The organism is Devosia sp. YR412, assembly GCF_900110945.1.
Taxonomy (GTDB): Bacteria; Pseudomonadota; Alphaproteobacteria; order Rhizobiales; family Devosiaceae; genus Devosia.
Genome location: NZ_FOFL01000002.1, coordinates 945,165 through 967,963 on the forward strand (window position 1 = coordinate 945,165; position 22,799 = coordinate 967,963).

General features: G+C 63.9%; 20 protein-coding genes. 11 read left to right on the plus strand and 9 right to left on the minus strand.

Features of this window, described 5'->3' with window-relative positions:
- The first annotated feature begins 161 nt into the window (after positions 1 to 161).
- The 4 genes from BM045_RS10915 to BM045_RS10930 are packed head-to-tail and all read left to right on the plus strand — an operon-like array spanning position 162 to position 2,822.
- Positions 162 to 1,874 (plus strand): long-chain-fatty-acid--CoA ligase, encoded by a 1,713-nt coding sequence (locus BM045_RS10915; protein ID WP_092183030.1) that lies wholly within the window; start codon positions 162 to 164, stop codon positions 1,872 to 1,874.
- Positions 1,871 to 2,272: a MerR family DNA-binding protein gene (locus tag BM045_RS10920; RefSeq protein ID WP_092183032.1), complete on the plus strand. Its 402-nt coding sequence runs from the start codon at positions 1,871 to 1,873 to the stop codon at positions 2,270 to 2,272. Before BM045_RS10915 ends, BM045_RS10920 begins: the two co-directional genes overlap by 4 nt.
- A 44-nt stretch (positions 2,273 to 2,316) precedes the next feature.
- Positions 2,317 to 2,571 carry a type II toxin-antitoxin system Phd/YefM family antitoxin gene (locus BM045_RS10925; RefSeq protein WP_092183034.1) on the plus strand — a complete coding sequence of 85 codons (255 nt, stop codon included), beginning with the start codon at positions 2,317 to 2,319 and terminating at the stop codon, positions 2,569 to 2,571.
- A complete protein-coding gene (locus BM045_RS10930) occupies positions 2,568 to 2,822 on the plus strand; it encodes a Txe/YoeB family addiction module toxin (protein ID WP_092183036.1) in 255 nt (84 codons plus the stop codon). The genes BM045_RS10925 and BM045_RS10930 overlap by 4 nt, the downstream gene beginning before the upstream one ends.
- On the opposite strand, the gene BM045_RS10935 is transcribed toward BM045_RS10930, so the two are convergent.
- From BM045_RS10935 to BM045_RS10950, 4 genes are all read right to left on the minus strand, one after another.
- Positions 2,823 to 3,107 (minus strand): UvrB/UvrC motif-containing protein, encoded by a 285-nt coding sequence (locus BM045_RS10935; RefSeq protein WP_210185004.1) that lies wholly within the window; start codon positions 3,105 to 3,107, stop codon positions 2,823 to 2,825.
- Between the two features lie 175 nt (positions 3,108 to 3,282).
- Positions 3,283 to 4,860, minus strand: coding sequence for a cisplatin damage response ATP-dependent DNA ligase (locus BM045_RS10940; protein WP_092183038.1), 1,578 nt, complete (start codon positions 4,858 to 4,860; stop codon positions 3,283 to 3,285).
- Positions 4,857 to 5,864, minus strand: coding sequence for a ligase-associated DNA damage response exonuclease (locus tag BM045_RS10945; protein WP_092183040.1), 1,008 nt, complete (start codon positions 5,862 to 5,864; stop codon positions 4,857 to 4,859). The genes BM045_RS10940 and BM045_RS10945 overlap by 4 nt, the downstream gene beginning before the upstream one ends.
- 97 nt (positions 5,865 to 5,961) lie before the next feature.
- On the minus strand, positions 5,962 to 8,868 hold the full coding sequence (locus BM045_RS10950; protein ID WP_092183043.1) for an insulinase family protein: 2,907 nt from the start codon (positions 8,866 to 8,868) through the stop codon (positions 5,962 to 5,964).
- Positions 8,869 to 9,006: 138 nt separating this feature from the next.
- Between BM045_RS10950 and BM045_RS10955 the strand changes: the two genes are divergently transcribed.
- Together BM045_RS10955 and BM045_RS10960 are read left to right on the plus strand one after the other, a co-directional pair.
- Positions 9,007 to 9,309 carry a BrnT family toxin gene (locus BM045_RS10955; protein WP_092183045.1) on the plus strand — a complete coding sequence of 101 codons (303 nt, stop codon included), beginning with the start codon at positions 9,007 to 9,009 and terminating at the stop codon, positions 9,307 to 9,309.
- A complete protein-coding gene (locus tag BM045_RS10960) occupies positions 9,245 to 9,571 on the plus strand; it encodes a BrnA antitoxin family protein (protein WP_244522949.1) in 327 nt (108 codons plus the stop codon). The genes BM045_RS10955 and BM045_RS10960 overlap by 65 nt, the downstream gene beginning before the upstream one ends.
- A 195-nt stretch (positions 9,572 to 9,766) precedes the next feature.
- On the opposite strand, the gene BM045_RS10965 is transcribed toward BM045_RS10960, so the two are convergent.
- Both BM045_RS10965 and BM045_RS10970 read right to left on the minus strand, forming a co-directional pair.
- A complete protein-coding gene (locus BM045_RS10965; protein WP_092183047.1) occupies positions 9,767 to 10,741 on the minus strand; it encodes an aldo/keto reductase in 975 nt (324 codons plus the stop codon).
- Between the two features lie 112 nt (positions 10,742 to 10,853).
- Positions 10,854 to 11,531 (minus strand): GntR family transcriptional regulator, encoded by a 678-nt coding sequence (locus BM045_RS10970; protein WP_170848467.1) that lies wholly within the window; start codon positions 11,529 to 11,531, stop codon positions 10,854 to 10,856.
- Between the two features lie 202 nt (positions 11,532 to 11,733).
- On the opposite strand from BM045_RS10970, the gene BM045_RS10975 reads away from it, so the two are divergent.
- Positions 11,734 to 13,014 (plus strand): Gfo/Idh/MocA family oxidoreductase, encoded by a 1,281-nt coding sequence (locus BM045_RS10975; RefSeq protein ID WP_092183051.1) that lies wholly within the window; start codon positions 11,734 to 11,736, stop codon positions 13,012 to 13,014.
- 74 nt (positions 13,015 to 13,088) lie between these two features.
- Here BM045_RS10975 and BM045_RS10980 read toward each other — a convergent pair whose 3' ends face one another.
- Positions 13,089 to 13,625, minus strand: coding sequence for a heme-binding beta-barrel domain-containing protein (locus tag BM045_RS10980; RefSeq protein WP_092183053.1), 537 nt, complete (start codon positions 13,623 to 13,625; stop codon positions 13,089 to 13,091).
- Positions 13,626 to 13,817: 192 nt separating this feature from the next.
- Here BM045_RS10980 and BM045_RS10985 point away from each other — a divergent pair, with 192 nt between their 5' ends.
- A complete protein-coding gene (locus BM045_RS10985; RefSeq protein ID WP_210185005.1) occupies positions 13,818 to 14,531 on the plus strand; it encodes an ABC transporter ATP-binding protein in 714 nt (237 codons plus the stop codon).
- Positions 14,524 to 17,064: an ABC transporter permease gene (locus BM045_RS10990; RefSeq protein WP_092183057.1), complete on the plus strand. Its 2,541-nt coding sequence runs from the start codon at positions 14,524 to 14,526 to the stop codon at positions 17,062 to 17,064. The genes BM045_RS10985 and BM045_RS10990 overlap by 8 nt, the downstream gene beginning before the upstream one ends.
- A gap of 60 nt (positions 17,065 to 17,124) precedes the next feature.
- Here BM045_RS10990 and BM045_RS10995 read toward each other — a convergent pair whose 3' ends face one another.
- Positions 17,125 to 17,451, minus strand: coding sequence for a hypothetical protein (locus BM045_RS10995; protein ID WP_092183248.1), 327 nt, complete (start codon positions 17,449 to 17,451; stop codon positions 17,125 to 17,127).
- A gap of 277 nt (positions 17,452 to 17,728) precedes the next feature.
- On the opposite strand from BM045_RS10995, the gene BM045_RS11000 reads away from it, so the two are divergent.
- Positions 17,729 to 19,237, plus strand: coding sequence for a helicase HerA domain-containing protein (locus tag BM045_RS11000; RefSeq protein ID WP_092183059.1), 1,509 nt, complete (start codon positions 17,729 to 17,731; stop codon positions 19,235 to 19,237).
- Positions 19,238 to 19,419: 182 nt separating this feature from the next.
- Here the strand turns inward: BM045_RS11000 and BM045_RS11005 are convergent, their stop codons facing one another.
- Complete coding sequence (locus BM045_RS11005) at positions 19,420 to 20,283, minus strand: aldose 1-epimerase family protein (protein ID WP_092183061.1); 864 nt, start codon at positions 20,281 to 20,283, stop codon at positions 19,420 to 19,422.
- Positions 20,284 to 20,340: 57 nt separating this feature from the next.
- Here BM045_RS11005 and hrpB point away from each other — a divergent pair, with 57 nt between their 5' ends.
- Positions 20,341 to 22,794: an ATP-dependent helicase HrpB gene (gene hrpB, locus BM045_RS11010; protein WP_092183063.1), complete on the plus strand. Its 2,454-nt coding sequence runs from the start codon at positions 20,341 to 20,343 to the stop codon at positions 22,792 to 22,794.
- The last annotated feature ends 5 nt before the right edge of the window (positions 22,795 to 22,799 follow it).

The following is a 22,799-nucleotide window of genomic DNA, read 5'->3' on the forward strand; positions in this document are numbered from 1 at the left end:
CATTACGTCGACTCGGAGGCGAGAAGTTGCGCCCGGTCGTTCAACGCACGTCCCGACCAAAAGTTCGGTCAGCCATTTGACGCTAACGTAAGCCCGTGAAATATTCCTGCCTACAAAGGGCGCTAAAGCCCATCTGCCGAACACGGCACCCGGAGGAATTCATGGCCACGACGACGAGCACCGCCGCCCCGCTTCGCCCCTGGATCGCCAGCTATCCAGAAGGCATCAAATGGGACACGCCGATCGACACCCGCCCGGTGCATGAACAGGTGCTGGCGGCCTGTGCCAAAAATCCCTCCGCTACCGCGCTCGACTTCCTCGGCCACACTACCAGCTTCGGCGAGCTCGCCAAAAAGATCACCGCCTTTGCCGGCGCGCTGCAGCGCCAGTTCGGCGTGAAAAAGGGCTCCAGGGTCGCCATCATGCTGCCCAACACGCCCTTCTACCCCATCGCCTATTACGGCGTGCTGCGGGCCGGCGGCATCGTGGTCAATTGCAATCCGCTCTATACGGTCCACGAGCTCAGCCACATCACCAGCAATGCCGGCGCCGATGTGATGATCACGCTCGATCTGGCCCAGATCTACGACAAGGCCGAAAAGCTGGTCGAAGCCGGCCACATCAAGTCCGTGGTCGTCTGCCACTTCCCCAATGCCCTGCCGCTGCTTAAGAAGGTGCTGTTCTCCGTCGCCAAGCGCAAGGATCTGGCCAAGCTCGGCGCCTCGCCGATCCGCGACCGCATCACCCATTTCGACGACATGATCGCCCGCAACGACACACCAGAAGCCGTGGTGATCGACGCCAATAAGGATATCGCCGTCCAGCAATATACCGGCGGCACCACCGGCATTCCCAAGGGGGCCCTGCTCACCCATGCCAATATCTCGGCCAATATGAGCCAGATCAACGCCTGGGGCGACGGCCTCTTCCTGCCGCGCTCGACCGTGGTGGCGGTCCTGCCCTTCTTTCACATCTTCGCCATGACCGTCTGCATGAACACGCCGCTCTCCAACGGCACCCGCGTCGTCATGCTGCCCCGCTTCGAGCTCAAGGCACTGCTCAATCTTTTGGCCCGCACCAAGGCCAATGTGCTGCCCGCCGTGCCCACGCTGCTCAACGCCATCGCCCGCGCCGAAAATGTCACGCCCGATCAATTGGCCAGCCTCGAAGTCTGCATTTCCGGCGGCGCCGCCCTGCCCGACGAAGTGCGACACGCCTTCGATAAAAAGTCGAAAGCCCTGCTCGCCGAAGGCTATGGTCTCACCGAAGCCTCCCCCGTAGTCTGCTGCGCCGCCCTGCGCAAACCCTCAAAGCCCATGTCCATCGGCCTGCCCCTCCCCGGCACCGATATCCGCTTCGTCCATGTCGATAGCGGCAAGGTGGTGGGGATCGGCGAAGACGGCGAGCTGCAGGTCAAGGGGCCCCAGGTCATGCCCGGGTATTTCGATAATCCCGAAGCCACCAAAGACGCCTTCATGGACGGCTGGCTGCGCACCGGCGACGTCGGCCATATGGACGAAGACGGCTATGTCTTCCTCGTCGATCGCATCAAGGACCTGATCATCTGCTCGGGCTTCAACGTCTATCCCCGCACCATCGAGGAAGCGCTGATGACCCATGAGGCCGTCGAGGAAACCAATGTCATCGGCGTGCCCGACGACTATCGCGGCGAAGCTCCAGTGGCCTATGTCAAGCTACGCGCCGGCCACGCCGTCACCGAGGAAGCGCTCAAGCACTTCCTCGCCGAGCGCCTCAACAAGATCGAAATGCCCAAGCACATCATTTTCAAGGATGCCCTGCCGAAAACCCTGATCGGCAAGCTGTCCAAGAAGGAACTGCGCGAGGAATACGCGCAAACAAGAGCCCCAAAGTGAACCGCTCCGTCCCCGACAATCGCGACCTCTTCGCCATAGCCGACCTCGCCAAGGAATTCGGCATCTCGACCCGCGCCATCCGCTTCTACGAAGCCAAGGGCCTGCTCGCCCCCGAACGCGTCGGCGCCACCCGCGTCTTCCGCCGCCGCGACCGCGCCCGGCTGATCCTCATCCTTCGCGGCAAACGCCTCGGCTTCTCCCTCCGCGACATCTCCGACTACCTCAGCCTCTACGACGCCAACCGCAGCCAGCAGGTCAACCTGCTCACCGCAAAGGTCGACGAACGCCTGGCCTCGCTCGAAGCACAACTGGTCGATCTGCAAACAACGATTGCCGAGTTGAAGGAGATAAAGAAGCTTGCCGACGAGCGACTGGACAAGGCGGGGGAATCTAGTTGATTTTTTGTACAAAAAATCGTACATAAAAATACAAGGAGATTTCCATGCGCGCCAAGTCCATTTCCGCCTTTCGCAAGGATATCGCTGCGGACATCGAAGCCGTGGCGCAGGGTGAGCCGCTGATCGTCACTCGGACGGGCGGTAAGAGGCCTGTATTGGTTGTTCCGCTAGATAAAGCCGGCGACTGGGACGAGACAGCCTATTTGCTGAGCAGCCCCAAAAATGCCGAGCGTCTGCTCCGGGCCATCCGCGATGCCGATAGCGGCAAGGGAGAAGAGCGCGAGCTGATCGAGGAATGAAGATCACTTTCATGCCTGACGCATGGGAGGACTACATCCACTGGCAGACGGCCGACAAGCGCATCCTCAAGAAGGTAAACACGCTGATCAAGGAATGCCAGCGAACCCCATTTGGGGGCTCCGGCAAGCCCGAAGCGCTCAAGCACCAGTTGGCGGGTTGGTGGTCTCGCCGGATCGACGAGGAACACCGACTGGTCTATCGCATCGCCGAAGACCGCCTCGAAATCGCACAATGCCGCAGTCACTACTGACTACTTTCGCCCCTTCACATTGGTCATCAAATCCGGCTTCTTCGGCTTCACCCAGCCCTTGGGCGGCTGCCGCACCGGCACCTGTGTGCCCAGCCCCATCGCCCCTGGCGGCGGCTGGCTGACGGTCACCGTATCGGCATCCCCCGGCGCAATCGGCGCCTCGCCCTTGATCCGCGCCATCTCATTGCGCAGCGCCGTGGCCTTCTCGAAATCCATGGCGTCAGCCGCTGCAGCCATCTCCTTGCCCAGCGCCAGCAGCTTCTCGTTTATTGATCGCGATGACATCAATGCCTCCACTTGCGCTGCGTTCACCCTCCCCCTTGCGGGGAGGGAGAGCGAGATAGGAGTTAGCACTTGCTAACTCCGTGATCGAGCCGGGTGGGGGCAGGAGAGCCCCGATATGCAGGCCAGCCGCCCCCCTCCCTGACCCTCCCCGCAAGGGGGAGGGTGTCGACTGAAACTACGTGGCCCCAATAAAAACAGCCATATCGGTTAATGTGGCAGCCTCGCTCGCCGGCTTGTCCCATCGTATCCTACTGATCCGCGGGAACCGCAGCGCCACCCCCGACTTGTGCCGCGTGCTCTCCTGCGCCGAGTCGAACGCCACTTCGAACACCAGTTCCTTCTTCACCTCGCGCACCGGACCAAACGCCGCCGTCGTATTGGCGCGGATCCACTTGTCGAGCAGCTTCAGCTCCTCGTCGGTGAAGCCAAAATACGCCTTGCCGATCGGCACGATCTCATTCCCCTTCCACACGCCGAACGTATAATCGGAATAAAACGAACTCCGCTTGCCATGCCCGCGCTGCGCATACATCAGCACCGCATCCACCACGTTCGGATCGCGCTTCCACTTGAACCAATAGCCCTTCGGCCGCCCCGGCACATAGGGCGACGTCCGCAGCTTGATCATCACCCCCTCATGACCATGCTCGTCCGCCCCCTGCCGCCGCTGCGCCGCCAGATCATCCCAATCGGCAAACGGCAGCATCGGCGAAATATCCAACCGCGTCTGCGGATTCTTCACCAGCCACGCCTCCAGCCGCTTGCGCCGCTCGGTCCATTCCAGCGTGCGGATATCGTCGCGCCCATCAAACAGCATGTCATAGACCCGGATAAACGCAGGGCTCTCCTTGAGATGCTTTGCCGACGCCACCTTCTTGTTCAACCGCTGCTGCAAATCATTGAACGAGCCCGCCTCGAAATCCCGGCCCACTAGAAGCTCGCCATCCAGCACCGCCACGCCCGAGACATTCTCCACAATGTCCGGAAAGCTCTGCGCAATATCATCGCCCGTCCGCGAAAACAGCGACACCGTCCCCCCGCCCAGCACCAGCTGCACGCGTATCCCGTCCCATTTCCATTCCGCCGAAAAATCCTCCGGCGCGAACTTGCCGAGGTCCTTCTCCTCATCGATGGGATTGCTCAGCATCAGCGGATGAAACCGCGCCGATTGGTCGACATCCGGCCGCCCCGCCCTGCCGTCCAGCCAGGCAAACAGATCGAGATAGGGCACTTTCAACCCATGCCACACCTCCTCGATCGCCTGCAGCTCCACCCCGCTCATGTCGCTCAGCGCCGTCTTGGCCAGCCGCGCCGAAATGCCAATGCGCAGCGCCCCCGTCGCCAGCTTCACCACCGCCCAGCGCTCATTGATCCCCGCCTGCGTCAGCAGCGCCGCGATCAACTTCGGCAATTCGGCCTTCGAGGTCGTGTTGAACAGCTCGATCAGCTGCGTCAGCGACGGCAGGTCGCTCTGCTCCCCATGATGCGGCCAGATCAGCGCGATGGTCTCGCCCAAGTCCCCCACATAGTCATAGCTCATCGCAAACAGCGTCGGATCGACCTCGCGCAGCACGATGTCTTTCAGCAGCGCCGGCTTCACATTGCGGAAGCTCAGCGCCCCTGTAAGAACCGCCAGCGCATAGCCCCGGTCCGGGTCCGGCGTCTCGCGAAAATACTGCGTCAGCGCCGCCAGCTTGCGCGTCCGCGACGGCGTCAGCGCCAGCAGCTCCAGTAATTGGGCAAAGCGTTTCATGCGTCCGCGCCCTCCCCGCCATCGTCTTCAAAACCCTGGATATTGAGTGGCTCGGCCTGCAGCCCCTGCGTCTGGCACCAATAGACCAGCGCATCCTCCCGCCCATGCGTCACCCACACGGTTTTCGCCTTGGTCTCATGCACGGTCTGCTGCAACTCACCCCAGTCGCAGTGGTCCGAAATCACCAGCGGCAATTCCACCAGCGCCTGCCTTGCGCGTTGCTTGACGCTCATCCAGCCCGAAGCTTGGCACACCACCGGATCGGGAAAGCGCCGGCTCCAACGGTCACGAATGGCCGACGGCGGCGCAATCACGATCTGCCCCGCCATCTCCGCCTTGACCGTCCCGGTCGCCGGCCGCAGATCCCCCAGCTCGACGCCCAGCTCTTCATACAATTCGCACAGCCGGATCATCGCGCCATGCAGATATATCGGCGCATCCCACCCGGCATCCCGCAACAGCCCGATCACCCTTTGCGCCTTGCCCAGCGCATAAGACCCGACCAGATGGCTCCGTTCCGGCTGGTCCGCCACCGATCTCAGCAGCCGCGCAATTTCCAGATTCGGATGCGGATGCTGAAACACCGGCAGCCCAAACGTCGCCTCGGTGACCAGCAGGTCACATTCCACCAGTTCATAGGGCTGCGACGTCCGATCCGGCAGACGCTTGTAATCACCCGTCACGACCACCCGCTGGCCGCGATGCTCCACCAGCACCTGCGCCGATCCCAGCACATGCCCAGCCGGAAACAACGTGATCGTCACATCGTCAATGTGCAGCGGCACGCCAAAATCCAGCGGCTCGAACTTGCCCGCGCAATCCTCGCCATAACGCACCTTCATGATGGCGATGGTGTCCGGCGTCGCCAACACCGCCCCATGCCCGCTTCGCGCATGATCGGCATGCCCATGCGTAATAATCGCCCGCTCCCGCGGCACGCTCGGATCGATGTAAGCGTCGATAGCGCGGATATGCAGATTGCGGTCGAGAACAGGTGTGGCCATGGCACTCCTAACGCAACAAAGGGGACGGCGGTTCAGCCGCCCCCTTTGCTGGAGCAAAACTAGCTTTGGGCCGCGTCAGCCTCTGTCAGCAGATGCCTCACATGACCTTCGTCACATCCAGCAATCCCGGCCGTTGCTCATTCGCTGCCGTAATCGCCGCTTCCCCGCCCAGCACCACCACATGCCCATGCCGCGCCACGGCATCCACCGCATCCGCCATGCGCTTGAAGTCGGCGCCGGTGGTGCCAAGGATTTCGTCGCGCCGCTGCTGGCGCAGAGCATCGGTCATGCCGGTCAGCTGCCGCCACATCGACGAATAGCCCTTGGCATCGGGGAATTCATAACCGTCCACATCGCCGATCACCCCGATGATCGAGCGCGTCAGATCATTCTCGCCAATCCCGGCATTCAGCGCCTTGCTCGCCCCGTCATAGGCATCCAGCGTCTTCAGCAGGTTGGGATCGCGATAGGAAAGGAAGGAAAAATTGCCCGAGGTCAGGTCGAACCGGCTCGACCCGCCATAGGCCCCGCCCTGCACGCGCACCTTGTCCCAGAGATAGGTCGTGTTGAGGAATTTCAGCACCACCGCCGAAGCCCCGGTCAGATCAAAACCCAGCGCCCGCAGATTGGCGCCTTTGCCAACATAATTGACCTGCGCCGGAATGATCAGCCCTTCCGACTTCGGACGGAAATCCACCGCCCAGTCGGCAAAGGCAAAATCGCCATTCGGCAGGCGGGTGAGGAAGCTCTCGATCTCGCCCTTGGCCCGTTCCCACAAAGCGCCATCGGCCGTGACATTGACCACCATGCGCCCGCGGTTGAACAGCGTGTCGCGAATGCGCAGCAGCGCCGCCGCAACGCCATCCCAGTCGCTATCCACCCGCTTCACCAAGTCACGGATAAACTGCAGATAGCTGACGCCGCCCAATTGCTCGGCAATCCAGCTTGCCTCGGTCAGGCCCGACTTCAGCCGCGTATCGACAATGGCATTGCCGCTCGGCACCAGCCGCGCCTCAAAGCCCGCCTTCTCCTCCAGCGCCATCTGCTTGAAGCGTTCGCGATTATCCAGCCGCGCGTCGAGCAGCACATCGCCCATGATATCAAGCATTTCTTCGATCTTGTCCGGCACTGCCTTGCCCGAGAGGAAGAACCACGCCGCACTGCCATCGCTGCCGTGCCGCGCCGACAGGGCCCGGTGCTGCGCAATGCCGCCGGTCGAGCGCCCGATGCGCTGCGTCAGCGAGACGAAATCTTCCTTGCTTGTCCCGGTCTGCAGCAGCGCCCGGCCAAACAGCGGCAGATAGGGCAGCAACTCCTTGTCCAGCACATGCAGGTCGAAGCCGAAATCGAGGTAGAGTATCCCCAGCGTCGGCAGGTCATGATAGAACAGCCGCGCATCGCCCAGCCGGCCGACTTCGATCGGCGTCTGACGCGACTCCTTGGGCAAATCCGCCAGTGTCAGCGTCGGAATCTTCGCCAGCAGCGCCGGATCGTCCACCTCTTCCTGCAGCGCCTTGAGCTTTGCCGTTTCGGCAACCGTCGCTTCCAGCGCCGCCTCATCCAGCGTTGCGCGCACACCCGCCAGGATTTCTGCTTCCTTGTCGGCCTCGCGCTTGCCCTGTTCTGGATCGGCGCTCAGCGTCACCGTGGTGCGATGCATGTTGTCGATGAACAGCCGGCGGATTTCGCTCTCGAAATGCCCCTTGGCAGCTTTCTCCTTGAGCGCCGTCAGCGCCTCTTCGAAATGCAGCGCCGCCAGCGGATCGCCCTCATGCAGCCAGGTCCCCAGCGCATTGAACATATAGACCATGCCGCGCGGGTAGCCGCCGGTATTGTTCTCGCGCAGCGAAAACTCGAATGTATTGATCGTCGCCTCGATCTGATCGGCAGCAAAGCCCGCTTCGGCAATCTTGCCCAGCTCGGACAGGATCAGCGCCTCGACCTTGTCCGCATCGGCCGGGTCGATCCCCTTCATGCCAAAGCTCGCCATCGGCTGCCGCAGGCCCGAGCCGATACCGCCACCGGTCATGCCCTCGCCCAAGCCGCTCTCGGTCAGCGCCTTGCGCAGCGGCGCCGCCGGATTGCCCGCCAGCAGATAGCTCAGCATGCCATGGCTCAGCGCTTCGGTCCGGTCGGCCGGCGGGTCGATCATCCAGTTGACCGAAATCATCCCGTCGCGCGCCTTGCCCTCATCCCTGGTGCCGGCATAGGTCGCGACGATCGAACGTGGCGCGTTGAAGCGCGGCTGCAGCTTCACCTCCGCATCGACCGGCGCCCGCTCGAACTGGCTGAAATAGGCATCGAGAATATCCAGCCGCTCGGCCGCATTGTCATCGCCGGAGAAAAACGCCCGTGTATTGCTCGGGTGATAGAAGGTCTGGTGGAAGCTTTTGAACTGCTGGTAGGTCAGTTCCGGAATGGCCTTCGGGTCACCGCCCGAGCTTTTGCCATAGGTCACGTCCGGATAAAGCGAGCGCTGCGCAATATCGCGCATCACCGCGTCGGGCGATGAAAACACGCCCTTCATCTCGTTGAACACCACGCCCTTGTAGACCAGCGGCGACGCCGTATCTTCCAGCTCGTAATGCCAGCCTTCCTGCCGGAACGTATCTTCGGTGATCAGCGGGAAAAACACCGCGTCGAGATACACATCGACGAGATTGTAGAAGTCCTTGAGGTTCTGGCTGGCCACCGGATAGGCCGTCTTGTCCGGAAAAGTCATGGCATTGAGGAAGGTGTTGAGCGAGCCCTTGATCAGCTCCACAAAGGGCTTCTTGACCGGATATTTCCGGCTCCCGCACAGCACCGAATGCTCAAGAATATGCGCAATACCGGTCGAATCCTCGGGCGGCGTCTTGAAGGTAATGCCGAACACCTTGTTCTCGTCGTCATTGACGAGGCTCAGCACCTCCGCCCCGGTCTTTATGTGCCGGAACAACTGCGCCTGAGAATTCACCTCCGCGATATGTTCGTCACGGATCAGTTCAAAGGCAGGATGGGACATGAAGCTACTCGGCTGGACTAATCTATTGATCCACAAGGTAAGGATCAAAATCGCGATAAGCTAGAGGCACGCTGTTGGTTTGACAAAGTGTACATATATCATGTACACTTTTGGTCTCTTGGCTGTGTGTGGGGGCACATGGACTACGAGTGGGACGAGCACAAGCGGCGAACCAATATCGAGAAGCATGACGTCGACCTGCTCGACGCAGTGCTGATTTTCGAGCAATGGGTTCTCACCGAGCCAGACGATCGGTTCGATTATGGTGAGGCCCGGTACAGGTCGACCGGCTTCGTCGAAACGGAGTGCTATGTCGTCATCCACACGGATCGGAACGGCATCACACGGCTAATTTCTGCCTGGAAAGGTGGCCAACGTGACCGAAGAAAATATCAAGCGCGCTACTCTCGCCGAAATACGGGCGATGAAAGACAGGGGTGAAATCTACCATAACCCCAATGCACCCGAAGGCCCCGAGCTGGGTGACGAATTCTGGAAGAATGCCGTCTGGGTCGATCCCCAAGGCAAGACTTCGGTTCATCTCAAGCTCGATACCGATGTTTTCTTCTTCTTCAAACGTCAGGGCAAAGGCCACATTACCCGTATGCAGGACGTGCTCAAGGCCTATGTGAGGGCGCATCAGGCCGCCGAGGAGAAAGAGGTCGGTAGCGCAGGAAAAAAACCCACCCGCCGCGCTGGTTAGCCTCTACTCTCTTCATGATAAGAGACGGCTGTGGGTGAGGTGGAGCTTGCTGCTCCATCAACCTGACGGCAGGGCCGCTGAAGTCGCCCCACCCACAGACTTCCCTTCTCCCCTCGAGGGAGAAGGTGCCCCAAGGGACACCGAATTCGCTAAAGCGAATTTCGGTTTGGTATGAGGGGGCGCGCTGACAAAGCCTCAGATCCCGCCCCGCACCTCCGGCTTCACATCCTTCTCATACCACTCCGACAACTGTCCCATCAGCGCCGGAAACAGGCTCTTCTGCCCGCTCGCCGCGACATTGTCCGCCAATTGCTCCGGCTTGCTCACCCCGGCAATAATCGTACTTACCTGTGGATGATCCAGGATCCAGCGCAGCGCAAACTGGCTCATCGGCAGCGCTTCCGGCGCCAGCCCGCGCAATTCGCCCACCAGCTCGACGCCCCGCTCGAACGGTATCCCCGAAAACGTCTCGCCCACCGAAAACGCCTGCCCGTCGGCATTGTAGCTCCGATGATCGCTTTCATCGAAGCGCGTCGCCTTGTCGTATTTCCCGCTCAGCAGTCCGCTCGCCAGCGGCAGCCGCACGATGATCCCCACATCGCGCTCCGCCGCCTTGGGTAGCAGCGCCTTGGCCGCATCCTGGCGGAACAGGTTGAAGATGATCTGCAGCGTCGCACAGCCCGGCTGCTCGAGGCAGATCAGCCCCTCCTTGATGGTCTCGACGCTGGCGCCCCAATGCCGCACCAGACCCTCGGCCTTCAGCTCATCCATCCAGCCAAAGATCTGCCCGTCGCGCAAAACTTCCGTCGGCACGCAATGCAATTGCGCCAGGTCGAGGCTAGCCACGCCCAGCCGTTCGGCAGACGCCACGAGGCTCGCCCGCACGCCGTCCTTGGAATAGTTATCCGGAAACAGCCCGCTGCCGCGCCCCAGCTTGGTCGCCACATGCACGCCCGCGGCCTTCTCATGCGCGCCGATCCGGCTTTCGCTCAACCCGCCGCCATAGACATCGGCCGTATCCCAGAAGGTCACGCCGGCATCGTTCGCTGCATCGAGGATTTCGCTCGCCGTCTCGTCGCCCACCGGGCCGAAATCCCCGCCCAGCTGCCAGCAGCCCAGCCCGATTTCGCTGACGTCATAACCCGTCTTGCCCAGCCGCCGTGTCTTCATCGCTCATATCCTTGTGTCACGCGCGCCGCGAATACGCGCAGGCGCAATGAGATAATGGCCGGAAGCGCCACTCGATCCACGGCAAACCACGCCCGCAGCGTTTCAGCCAAAACTACTCAAAATAATCGGGGTGCGCCGCGATGGTCTGGCTTAATAGTACCTCGGCCCGGGCGAGATGCGCCCGCATCGCCGCTTCCGCTGCCGCCGCATCCGCCGCCACCACCGCGGCCACGATCACCTTGTGCTCGCTGATCGCCAGCTGCGACGACGATGAGCCCAGCGTCAGATAGCGCACCCGGTCCAGCTGCATCTTGTGATCATCGATCAGCTGCCACGCATATTCAACGCCGGTCAGCCGCGCCAGCGTCCGATGAAACAGCTCGTCCAGCGTATGAAACCGCCGGCTGTCATTGGCGCTCGACGCCGCTTCCTGCTCGGCAATCAGCTCACCCAGCACGCGGCCGGCTTCCCCGCCGCCATTGCCCGCCAGCCTCCGGATGATTTCCACCTCGATCGACTCGCGGATGAACCGGCTCTGCCGCACGCCTTCCGGCGAAATCTTTTTCACCACCGTAGCGCGCTTGGGCCGGATCAGCAGCAGCCCCTGCTGCGCCAGCCGGATGAAGGCCTCGCGTACTGGCTGCCGCGACACGCCATAGCGCCCGGCAATATCGCTTTCCGAAATCACGTCGCCCGGCTTGAGCGCCATGGTGACGATGTCATCGCGCAGCGCGCCAACCACGCGCAGCGCCATGGTTTCTTCCCCGATGTCGGACACGCTGGCACCCATTTCGCTGATTCTCCAATCCGACCATGGGACCATCCCCCGCCCGCCGCGCCCGCTGATTTTGCGCTTCCACAGGAATATGGGCTGCGCCGCGCTCGTCAGCTGCAAACAAACGATACCCTTTTCCAATCTTGTATGGTAGATGCCATGCAAGCCCCGTTCGGGGATGCCAACCCTTGCCTGGATCGAGACTGGAGACAATCGAATGGCCAAGACCTACGCGCTTGTGGGGACCGGCGGCCGCGCCCGCATGTTCTATGAAGCCATCCTCGGTCCGCATCGCGACCAGTCAAAACTCGTTGCCCTCTGCGACACCAACCAGACCCGCATGGACTACACCAATCGCGTCATCGAGCAGGAACTAGGCGGCAAGGCGCTCCCCACTTACAAGTCGGCCGATTTCGGCAAGATGCTCGCCGAAACCAAGCCCGACACCGTCATCGTCACCTCGATCGACCGCACCCATCACCAGTTCATCATCGCCGCGCTCGAAGCGGGTTGCGACGTCATCACCGAAAAGCCGATGACCACCGACCCCGAAAAGTGCCAGGCCATTCTCGACGCCGTCGAGAGGACCGGCCGCGATGTCCGCGTCACCTTCAACTACCGCTATGCCCCGCATAATTCCGCCCTGCGCGAGCTGATCGCCTCGGGCGCCATCGGCACCGTCACCTCGGTGCATTTCGAATGGCTGCTCGATACCCGCCACGGCGCCGATTATTTCCGCCGCTGGCACCGCGACAAGCGCAATTCCGGTGGCCTCATGGTCCACAAGTCGACCCACCATTTCGACCTCGTCAATTTCTGGCTCGGCTCTCAGCCCGATACGGTCTTTGCCATGGGCGACCTCAAATTCTACGGCCGCGCCAATGCCGAAAGCCGCGGCGTCTTCACCCCCTATACCCGCACCACCGGCGTCGAGGCGGCCAAGGATGATCCCTTCGCCATCGACCTCACCGCCAGCCCGGCGCAGAAGGGTCTCTACTGGGATGCCGAACAAGAAGACGGCTACCAGCGTGACCAGAATGTCTTCGGCGACGGCATTTCCATCGAAGATACGATGAATGTGATGGTGCGCTATCGCAACCGCGCTGTGATGACCTATTCGCTTTATGCCTATGCCCCCTGGGAAGGCTTCAACGTCGCCATCAACGGCACCGGCGGCCGCCTCGAGCTCACCGTGCACGAGACCTCCTACATCAACGCCGGCTCCACCTCCGACACCGAAGGCTCCGCCAAGGGCGTCAAGCTCTACCACTTCCCCCTGCATGGCGAGGCACGCGTCGTCCCCGTCGAACATGGCGAAGGCGGCCACGGCGGCGGCGACAAGATCATGCTCGAAGAAATCTTCGGCAACGCCACGCCCAAGCCCGGCTACGGCGCCAACCACCGCGACGGCGCCCTGTCGATCCTGACCGGCATCGCCGCCAACCAGTCCTTCGCCACCGGTTTGCCGGTGGATGTGAAGACGCTGGTGCGGTTTTAGCGGCCGGAAGAGTCGTCGCCCCCCAAACAAAAAGGCCGCCCCACCGGGCGGCCTTTCTTCTTCACGTCAAATCCCTACTGACTAAACGGCACACTCGCCGTCAGAACTTCGCCGGAATCATTGAACTCCACCTCGAAATCCACCGTGATGCTGTCATTGCCTTCCAGCAAAATCTTGGAGCCGATCCGCACATCGCTGCCGGTACGGTCCTTCTGGCGTTCCTTGAGGTCGAAGCTGATGCGGCCCTGATTTTGCTGGCCCACGGCAAGCCCGGTATAGCCCGCATTGGAGCTCATCGCCGCTTCATACTGCTGGGTCGCATCGTTATAGGCGATGGTGCCGCTGATCGACAGCGTCGCATTGACCAGCGTGCAGCGGCCCGAATAGTTAATCTTGCCCTGGTTGCCCGTCGCCACCGTCAGCCGGCAGCGGAATGGCTCATTGCGGCCACCGCCGGTCAGCGCGCCTTCGCCCCGCCAGCTGCCGACATAAGAGCCCAGCAACGCCAGCTCGGCCTCGGCCGCCGATGCGGCAATCGGGCTCATCGCCAGCATCGGCAGCGCCACAGTCATTGCAACAATCTTGGCAGCAAATTTGGAACGCATGGTCATCAGCGAAGTCCCCCTGTCTCTTGAAACATCAGATTCTGGCCAGCTCGGCCAGTGGGGAGATTTCGAAGCACGTGAAAATCTGACACATCTGTTCCCATTGTTACGAATTTGCTAGCGCCCGATGCTAAGAATGAACCTGTCGGTCCGCTCGGGCATTCCCGACATGAACGTATCAAGATGGAAACGGTTCTGGTGAACACTTCTACGACACCGATCATCGACGCACGCGATGTGACCTATAGCCTCGAAATCGCCGGACGACCGCTCCACATTTTGCGATCCGTTTCCCTTCAGGTGGCCCCCGCCGAAGTGGTGGCCATCGTCGGCCCCTCGGGCAGCGGCAAGACCTCCCTGCTGATGCTCCTGGCCGGTCTCGAACGCGCCACCAGCGGCTCCGTCACCGTCAATTCGGCAAAGCTCGATAGCCTCGACGAGGACGAACTGGCCCGCTTCCGCCGCAAGACCATGGGCATCGTCTTCCAGAGCTTCCACCTTATTCCCTCGCTGACGGCGCAGGACAATGTCGGGCTGGCGCTCGAAATCGCCCAGCCGCAACTCTCCATGTCACAAGTCCGCGAGCGCGCCGCCCAAGCCCTCGAAGCCGTAGGCCTTGGCGCCCGGCTCGATCATCGCCCCTCGGCCCTTTCCGGTGGCGAACAGCAGCGCGTCGGTCTCGCCCGCGCCATGGTCGCCAATCCGCCGCTGCTGCTGGCCGACGAGCCCACCGGCAATCTCGACCAGACCACCGGCGCCGTCGTCGTCGACCTGATGTTCGACCTTGCCCGCAAGCAGAATACCGCCGTCGTCCTGATTACCCACGATCCCCTTCTCGCCACCCGCGCCGATCGCGTCTTCACCATGACGGCGGGCGAGCTGGTCGAAACCACGGCCCCCGTCCATGCATGAGGTCCTGGCCGCCATCCGCATTGGCCTGCTCGACATGCGCGGCGACCTGCGCCGCTTCGTCCTGCTGGTCGTCTGCCTCGCTGTCGGCACTGCGCTGATCGCCGGCGTCAATTCGGTCGGCGCCAGCATTACCCGCGCCATCGATTCCGGCGCCGCCGAACTGATGGGCGGCGATCTCGAACTTTCCCGCGCCGATCGCCCCGCCACCCCCGACGAACTGGCCACTATGGAGACCTTCGGCCGCGTCACCGATACCGTGGACACCAATGTGCGCGGCGAATCCGCCAGCGCCGATGCCTTCATCGACCTTGCGGTGGTCGGCCCCAGCTATCCCCTGCTCGGCAATGTCATCAGCCCGCAACTGACCGGCAACACCACCCTCGCCGATCTGCTCGCCGTCCGCGACGGCATGCCCGGCGCCCTGGTCGATGGCCTGCTGCTCGACCAGCTGCAGATCCAGATCGGCGACAGCTTCGCCCTCGGCGGCACCGAATTCGAGGCGCGCGGCATTCTCTCCCGCCTGCCCGACTCCGCCGTGCGTGGCTTCCGCCTCGGCCTCACCACGCTGATCTCCGACGAGGGCTTTTCCGGCGTTTCCGACCGCTCCTCGCCCCTGCCCGGCCTTGGCACCTGGTCGCGCTACAAGATCCTGCTCAATGGTGACGACGCCGATGCCGCCCGCCTCGCGCTCGATGACGCCTTCGCCAATTCCGGCTGGACCATCCGCTCGGCTCGCGACGGTCTCGGCCAGATGGTGCGCTACTACGATCTCTTCATGCGCTTCCTCGTCATTGTCGGCCTCGGCTCGCTGCTGATCGGCGGCGTCTCGGTCTGGACCGGCATGCAGGCCTATATCGCCGAACGCGCCAGCGTCATCGCCGTGCTGCGCGCCATGGGCGCCGGCCGGTCCCGCATCTTCATCCACTTCTTCGCCCAGGTCGCCACCCTTGCCGCCGTCGGCGTCGGCATCGGTCTGCTCATCGGCGGCGGCGGTGCTTTCCTGCTGCTGCCCTATGTCGGCCAGGCCGTCGGCATCGACCTCGTGCCCACGCTCCACCTCCAGCCTCTGCTGGTCGCGGCCGGTGCCGGCCTCGTCACCGCCTTTGCCTTCGCCTATCTGCCGCTGCAACAGGCCCAGGCCATCCGCCCCGTGCTGCTGTTCCGCTCCAAGGGTCTCGCCGCCGCGCCCATCGACTGGCGCGGCCTGCTCCTGTCATTTCAGGTTCTCCCCCTACTCGCCGCCGGCATTGCCTTCTTTGTCCTCGCCTGGCTGATGACCGGCGATTGGCAGCTCGTCGCCGCCTTTGGCCTCGCCAGTGCCGCCGCCGCGGTGATCTTCGAGCTCTTCATCCGCGCCGTGCAATGGGCGCTGACCCGTCTGCCCCAGCCGCGCCAGCTGCATCTGCGCCACGCCCTGCGTGCCATTTCCGGTTCTGGCCAGAATGCCGCCTCGGTCGTCGTCTCCGCCGGCATGGCGCTGGCCATGCTCATCGTCGTGCTGGTCCTTCAGGCCAATATGCGCCAGGAATTCCTCGGCGCCTCGGCCTTCGACGCCCCTACCCTCGTCGCCTCCGACCTCTTCCCCGACGAGGTCGAAACGCTCGAAACCATGGACGGCGGCAATATCGCCCGCTTCGTCTCGACGCCCATGCTGCGCGGCCTGCTCACTGAAATTGCCGGCCAGCCCGTTGCCGACGTCAATACGCGCGGCCCTGAGGCCACTTTCCTCCTCGCTGGCGAAGTCCCGCTGACGTTCCGCAGCGAACTCCCCGCCTCCTCCCGCGTCACCGCTGGTGAATGGTGGCCCGCCGATTATTCCGGTCCCGGCCTCGTTTCGCTGCACCAGAGCCTGCGCTCCGGCCTTGGCGTCAATCTGGGCGATACGCTGACCTTCGAAATCTTCGGCGATCCCGTCACCGTCACCGTCGCCAGTTTCCGCGATTACTCCTGGCAGGGCGGCATCGACTTCCTCGCCACCTTCTCGCCCGGCGTCATCGACACCTATCCCACCACCCTCTTTGCCGCCGTCACCGCCGTCCCCGGCCAGGAAGAAGTGGTCAAGCGCCAGCTCGCCGCCGACCTGCCCGATATCCGCTTCATCGCCATCGGCGATACGCTCAAGCAGATTACCGACGCCTTGGCCCAGCTCTCCTTCGCCTCGGCCCTGGTCGGCGGCCTCGCCGTCGGCAACGGCCTGCTCGTGCTGATCGGCAGCCTCTCCACCGGCCGCCGCCAGCGCGAAGCCGATACCGTGATCAACAAGGTCCTCGGCGGCACCCGCCGCACCCTGCTGTTCACCGCCTTCCTGCAATACCTGATCCTCGCCCTCCTCGCCGCCATCCCCGCCACCGTGCTCGGCGTCGGTGTCGGCTGGCTGGTCAGCATGGTCATGCTCAACGTCGATTTCACCCTCAACACCCGCGTCCTCGGCGTCGTCCTCTGCACCGCTGTGCTGATCACGGCCTTGCTGGGCTCGCTCACCATCCTCCGCGCCGCCTCGGCCCGCCCGGCCCGCCTGCTGCGCGACCTGTGAACCAAAACGGCGCCCGGACCGCTGGGTCCAGGCGCCGCTCAAATCGACACTGCCACAGTCTCAGTTGGTGAAACGGAACACCGACAATTCGCAGACATTGTTGTCGCCTGACTCCACCGTGTCGCCGTCTTCGAAGACCGCCTTGAAGTCATATTTGCAGTAGCCGCTGCCATCATCGATATTGATCGTCACAGTACCGCCGGCCGGCAGGATGTGCTTGCCGAGGATATCTTCTTCCCACGACTTGCTGCCCGTGTTCGACGCGTAGAATTCGCGGATGTCATAGGACGATTCATTGACGATCTGCACCCGGCGATCCAGCGCCTGAGCGCCCGAGACCCCGGCAACCAATAGCGCCAGCGACAGCGCGGCCGAAAACTTCCTCATCATTCCCTCAGTCTTCAAAAATACCCCGCCGAGCAAGTAATCGGCCTGGCGTTGTTCTGGCAATTGGAATCTTGCAAATCAATGACGCCTGATCATCACTTTTTTTGTTGCAACCCGGCAGGTTATCCAAACACCACGCGTCCGCGTTCAACTCTGTGACTTCCCCACACCCGATTTCCCCGAATCGCCTGCGTCGGTGCTAACAGTCGGCTAACCAACTCGACCCCTCGCGTGACTCCCGATCGACCGGGACGCTTCCCGCCGATCCGGAGACTTGATGAAGGTAGCAATCGACATGGGCGCAACGACGGGCGCCGCGCCCGCGACGCTCGATCTCGAAGAGCTCCTCGCCACCCGCCTGCTCGTCCAGGGCAATTCGGGCTCCGGCAAGTCGCATCTCCTGCGCCGTCTGCTCGAACAATCCGCCCCCTGGGTGCAGCAATGCATCATCGACCCCGAGGGCGATTTCACCACCCTGTCGGAAAAGTTCGGCCACACCGTTGTCGATGCCACCCGCACCGAGGCTGAGCTGACCCGCATCGCCGCCCGCGTCCGCCAGCACCGCGTCTCCGTCGTGCTCAATCTCGAAGGCCTCGACGTCGAGCAGCAGATGCGCGCTGCCGCCGCCTTCCTCGGCGGCATGTTCGATGCCGATCGCGACTTCTGGTATCCCGTCCTTGTCGTCGTCGACGAAGCCCAGCTGTTTGCCCCCGCCGCGGCCGGCGAAGTGTCCGACGAAGCCCGAAAACTCTCGCTCGGCGCCATGACCAATCTGATGTGCCGCGGCCGCAAGCGTGGCCTCGCCGGCGTCATCGCCACCCAGCGCCTGGCCAAACTCGCCAAGAACGTTGCTGCCGAAGCCTCCAACTTCCTGATGGGTCGCACTTTTCTCGATATCGACATGGCCCGCGCCGCCGATCTCCTCGGCATGGAAAAGCGCACTGCCGAACAGTTCCGCGACCTGGCCCGTGGCCATTTCATCGCGCTGGGCCCGGCCATTTCGCGCCGCCCCCTGCCGGTCACCATTGGCGCGGTCGAAACCTCGGCCCGCTCCACCAGCCCGAAGCTCACCCCCTTCGAAGCCCCGGTCGACGCCGCCGATCTGATCTTCACCGCCGATCCCGACGAGGCCATCCGCCCCGTCGTCCGTCGCGCCCCCGCGCCGCCGCCGCCCTCGACCAATGACCTTTTGGCCCAGCTCAGCCGCGCCCGCCCGCCGGCCGAGGAAGCCCCCGTCACGCTCTTCCCCGAGATCGACGAAGCCGAGCGCGACGCCCAGATCGACGCCATCATGGCCGAGCTTCTCGGCGATCCCGACGCCAGCTTCCGCACCGTCGCCGTGCTCTATCAGGATTTCCTGGTCCGCTGCCGCATCCGCCGCGTCCCCGGCGAGCCGCCAGCGCTACCTGCCTTTAAACGCCGCCTCGCCGTCGCCCGCGTCGCTCCCGACAAGGAAGTCGCCCAGTCCGACGGCTGGCAGCAGGCCCTCACCATGTCGGAAACCCTCACCGAAGACGTCCAGGGCGTCTTCCTCGTGCTGGCGCAAGCCGCCCTCACCAGTGCCCCCTGCCCCTCCGACGCCACCCTGGCCCGCCTCTACGGCACCCATTCCTCCAGCCGCGCCCGGCGCCTGCTCACCTGGTTCGAAGAACGTGGTCTCCTGGTGGTCCGCCTCGACTTCCGCCAAAACCGCGTCGTCGCCTTCCCCGACCTCAGCGCCGAAACCGCCGCCGGCGACCCCAATGGGCCGGATGCCATGGCAGATGTCCGCGGGGCTGCGGAATAGTCTTTGACTGCGCTGATGTCTCAGTCGACCACCCTCCCCCTTGAGGGGAGGGAAGCGAGATAGGACTTAGCTCTTCGCTAAGTCCGTCATCGAGCAGGAAGGGGGTATGCGTTCGCAAGCCCGATCTGTTCCTCCCCTTGTCACGGGGAGGCTAGGTGGGGGTATCCTCTTCGCAGGAAGCCCTACCCAATCAACTCCACCCTGAACGAATACCGCCCACTCGCCCCAGGCCCCAGCACCTCGCCATACGGCCGCGCCGCAATCTCGTCTCCGCCGCCAACCTCAGCCGCCATGCCATGCCACGGCTCGAGGCACACAAACGGCGCATCCTTCTTCGACCACACCGCAAAATTCGGCAGGTTCTCCCAGGTGAAATGCACCGCCCGGTTCGCCGCGCCATAGGTCACCCCGGCCCCAGCACCCTCGGGAAAGATCATCGCATCGGCATCGAACAGCCCATGCTCCAGCGTCAGCGCCCCCGCCTTGAACGGCGACGGCAGCTTGTGGGCCGCCACCAGCCCACCCGACAGCCGCACCAGCTCCGGCTCCCCGCCCTCATCCAGCACCAGACTATGCGCCATGCCCTCGCAGCCCGGCAGCGGCCAGACAAACGCCGGATGAAACCCGATCCCGAACGGCATCGGCCTGTCGCCAATATTGCTGACCTCCGCCGTCACCGTGACCGCGCGCCCAGTGACCCGATGCTCCAGCACCAGCGAAAACTCGAACGGATAAATCGCCCGTGTCGTCGGGCTGGACTTGAGCTCGAACCGGCAAAAATCCGCGCCCTGCCCGACCAGCGCAAATTCGCTGCGCCGCGCAAAGCCATGCTGGCCCATCGGATAGCGCACACCATCCACGCTGACATGATCCTCCGGCGCCTTGCCGACGATCGGAAACAGCACCGGCGACCGCCCGCCCCAGAAGGCCGCATCGCCGTTCCACAGCCAGCTCTGCCCGTCCGCGGTCACGATCGACTGCATCTCCGACCCCAGCGGCGACACCTCCACCGAGACCTGTTCATTGCCGATGCGAATAGTGCTCATGGCCTGCTCCTGTCTCTGCCTATTGCCCTACCCTCGCTGATCCGCCATGAACCGGCAATGCTTTCACTGCCGCCGCTACCCATCGACGACGCCCTGCCGGCCCTGCGTACCGCACTCGCTGCCGGCCCCTACGCCGTGCTCGTCGCCCCGCCCGGCGCCGGCAAGACCACCCGTGTTCCCCTTGCTTTGCTCGAAGCCCCCTGGCGCGGCGACCAGCGCATCATCATGCTTGAACCGCGCCGCCTCGCCGCCCGCGCCGCCGCCACGCAAATGTCCCGCCTGCTCGGCGAAGACGTCGGCCAGACCATTGGCTACCGCGTCCGCATGGACTCCAAAGTCTCGGCAAAGACCCGCGTCGAAATCGTCACCGAAGGCGTCTTCACCCGCATGCTGCTCGACGATCCCGAGCTCACCGGCACCGCTGCCGTGATCTTCGACGAATTCCACGAACGCAGCCTCGACGGCGACCTCGGCCTGGCCCTCGCCCTGGACGCCGCCGCCCTCCGACCGGACCTCCGCGTCCTCGTCATGTCCGCCACCATCGACGGCGCCCGCGTGGCAAAACTGTTGAACAACGCCCCCGTCATCGAGAGCCTCGGCCGCGCCTTCCCGGTCGAAACCCTCCACCGCGAGCCCGATCCCCTGCAGCGCCTCGAAGACCAGGTCGCCACTGCCGTCCTCGCCGCCTTGCGCGAGCATGAAGGCTCCGCCCTGGTCTTCCTCCCCGGCCAGGGCGAAATCACCCGCGTCGCCGAACGCCTCGCATCCCGCGTCCCGCCCAATACCGACATAGCACCCCTTTTCGGCCAGCTCACCCCCGCCGAGCAGGATCGCGCCATCCGCCCCGCCGAGCCCGGCCGCCGCAAACTGGTGCTCGCCACCTCGATCGCCGAAACCTCGCTGACCATCGACGGCGTCCGCATCGTCGTCGACAGCGGCTTCCGCCGCATCCCGGTCTACGAGCCCGGCACCGGCCTCACCACGCTGGCCACCGCCCGCGTCTCCCGTGCCGGCGCCGACCAGCGCCGCGGCCGCGCCGGCCGCACCAGCCCCGGCGTCGCCATCCGCCTGTGGAATGAAGGCCAGACCGCCGCCCTCGCCCCCTTCGACACGCCGGAAATCCTGGCCGCCGATCTCGCCGGCTTCGCCCTCGACCTCGCCACCTGGGGCGTCACCGATCCCGCGGCTTTGTCCTTCCTCGATCCCCCACCCGCCCCGGCCTGGAGCGAAGCGGTAACCCTGCTCAAAAGCCTCGACGCGCTCGACGCCAATGGCCGCCTCACCCCCGACGGCAAGGCGCTGGCGAAGCTCCCGCTGCATCCCCGCCTCGCCCATATGATCGTCGCCGCAGCCGCCGATGACGATGCCCTGACTGCCGCCGAACTGGCCGTCCTCATCACCGAGCGCGGCCTCGGCGGCGACGGCGTGGATCTCGCCCACCGCCTCGATCGCTTCCGCAGCGAGCGCTCCAAGCGCGCCGACGATGCTCGCAGCCTCGCCCGCCGCTGGGCGGCGCAAGCAAACAGCAAACAAACCGGCGGCAATCTTCCTGCAGGCTTGCACCTTGCTCGCGCCTTCCCGGACCGCGTCGCCCAATCCGCCGGCCGCGGAAAATTCCGCCTCGCCAATGGCCGCCAGGCCAGTCTCGAGCAGACCGACGCGCTGGCATCGGCGCCCTTCCTCGTCGTCACCGACATCACCGGCGCCGCCGCCACCGGCCGCATCCGCGCCGCAGCCGCCCTTGACCGCGCCGACCTCGAAACCCTTTTCGCCGACAAGATCACCAGCGAAACAATCCTCGCCTTCGACCAGCCCTCGCTGAGCGTTCGCGCCCGAAAAATTCGCCGCCTCAATGCCTTGCGCCTCGCCGACGAGCCCGTCGCCGTCGATGATCCCGAAGCCGCCGCCAACATCCTCGCCGAAGCCGCCGCCCGCCGCGGCCTCGATCTTCTCCCCTGGAGCCGCGAGCAAAAGGCCTGGCGCGCCCGCGCCAATTTCCTGCGCGGCACCTTGGGCGACGACTGGCCCGACCTCAACGCCGATGCCCTCGCCCCAACCGTCGCAGACTGGCTCGCCCCCGCCCTCTTCGGCCTCACCAAGCTGAGTGAAATCACCGGCGACCACCTGCGCACCGCGCTCGATCTCTTGCTGCCCTATGCCCGCCGCCAGGACATCGAGGCCCTGCTTCCCAGCCACTTCACCGCCCCGACCGGCAATGCCGTCCCGATCGATTATTCCGCCGAAGGAGGCCCGGCCATCGAGATCCGCGTCCAGGAACTCTTCGGCCTCACCCGCCACCCCACCATCGCCCACGGCCGCATCCGCCTGCTGCTGGTGCTGCTCTCCCCGGCCCACCGCCCGATCCAGACCACACGCGACCTCGTCGGTTTCTGGACCGGCTCCTGGGCCGACGTCGCCAAAGACCTCAAAGGCCGCTACCCCCGCCACCCCTGGCCGGATGACCCGGCAAGGGCGGCACCTACAGCACGCGCAAAACCGCGCGGCACGTAAGCAAG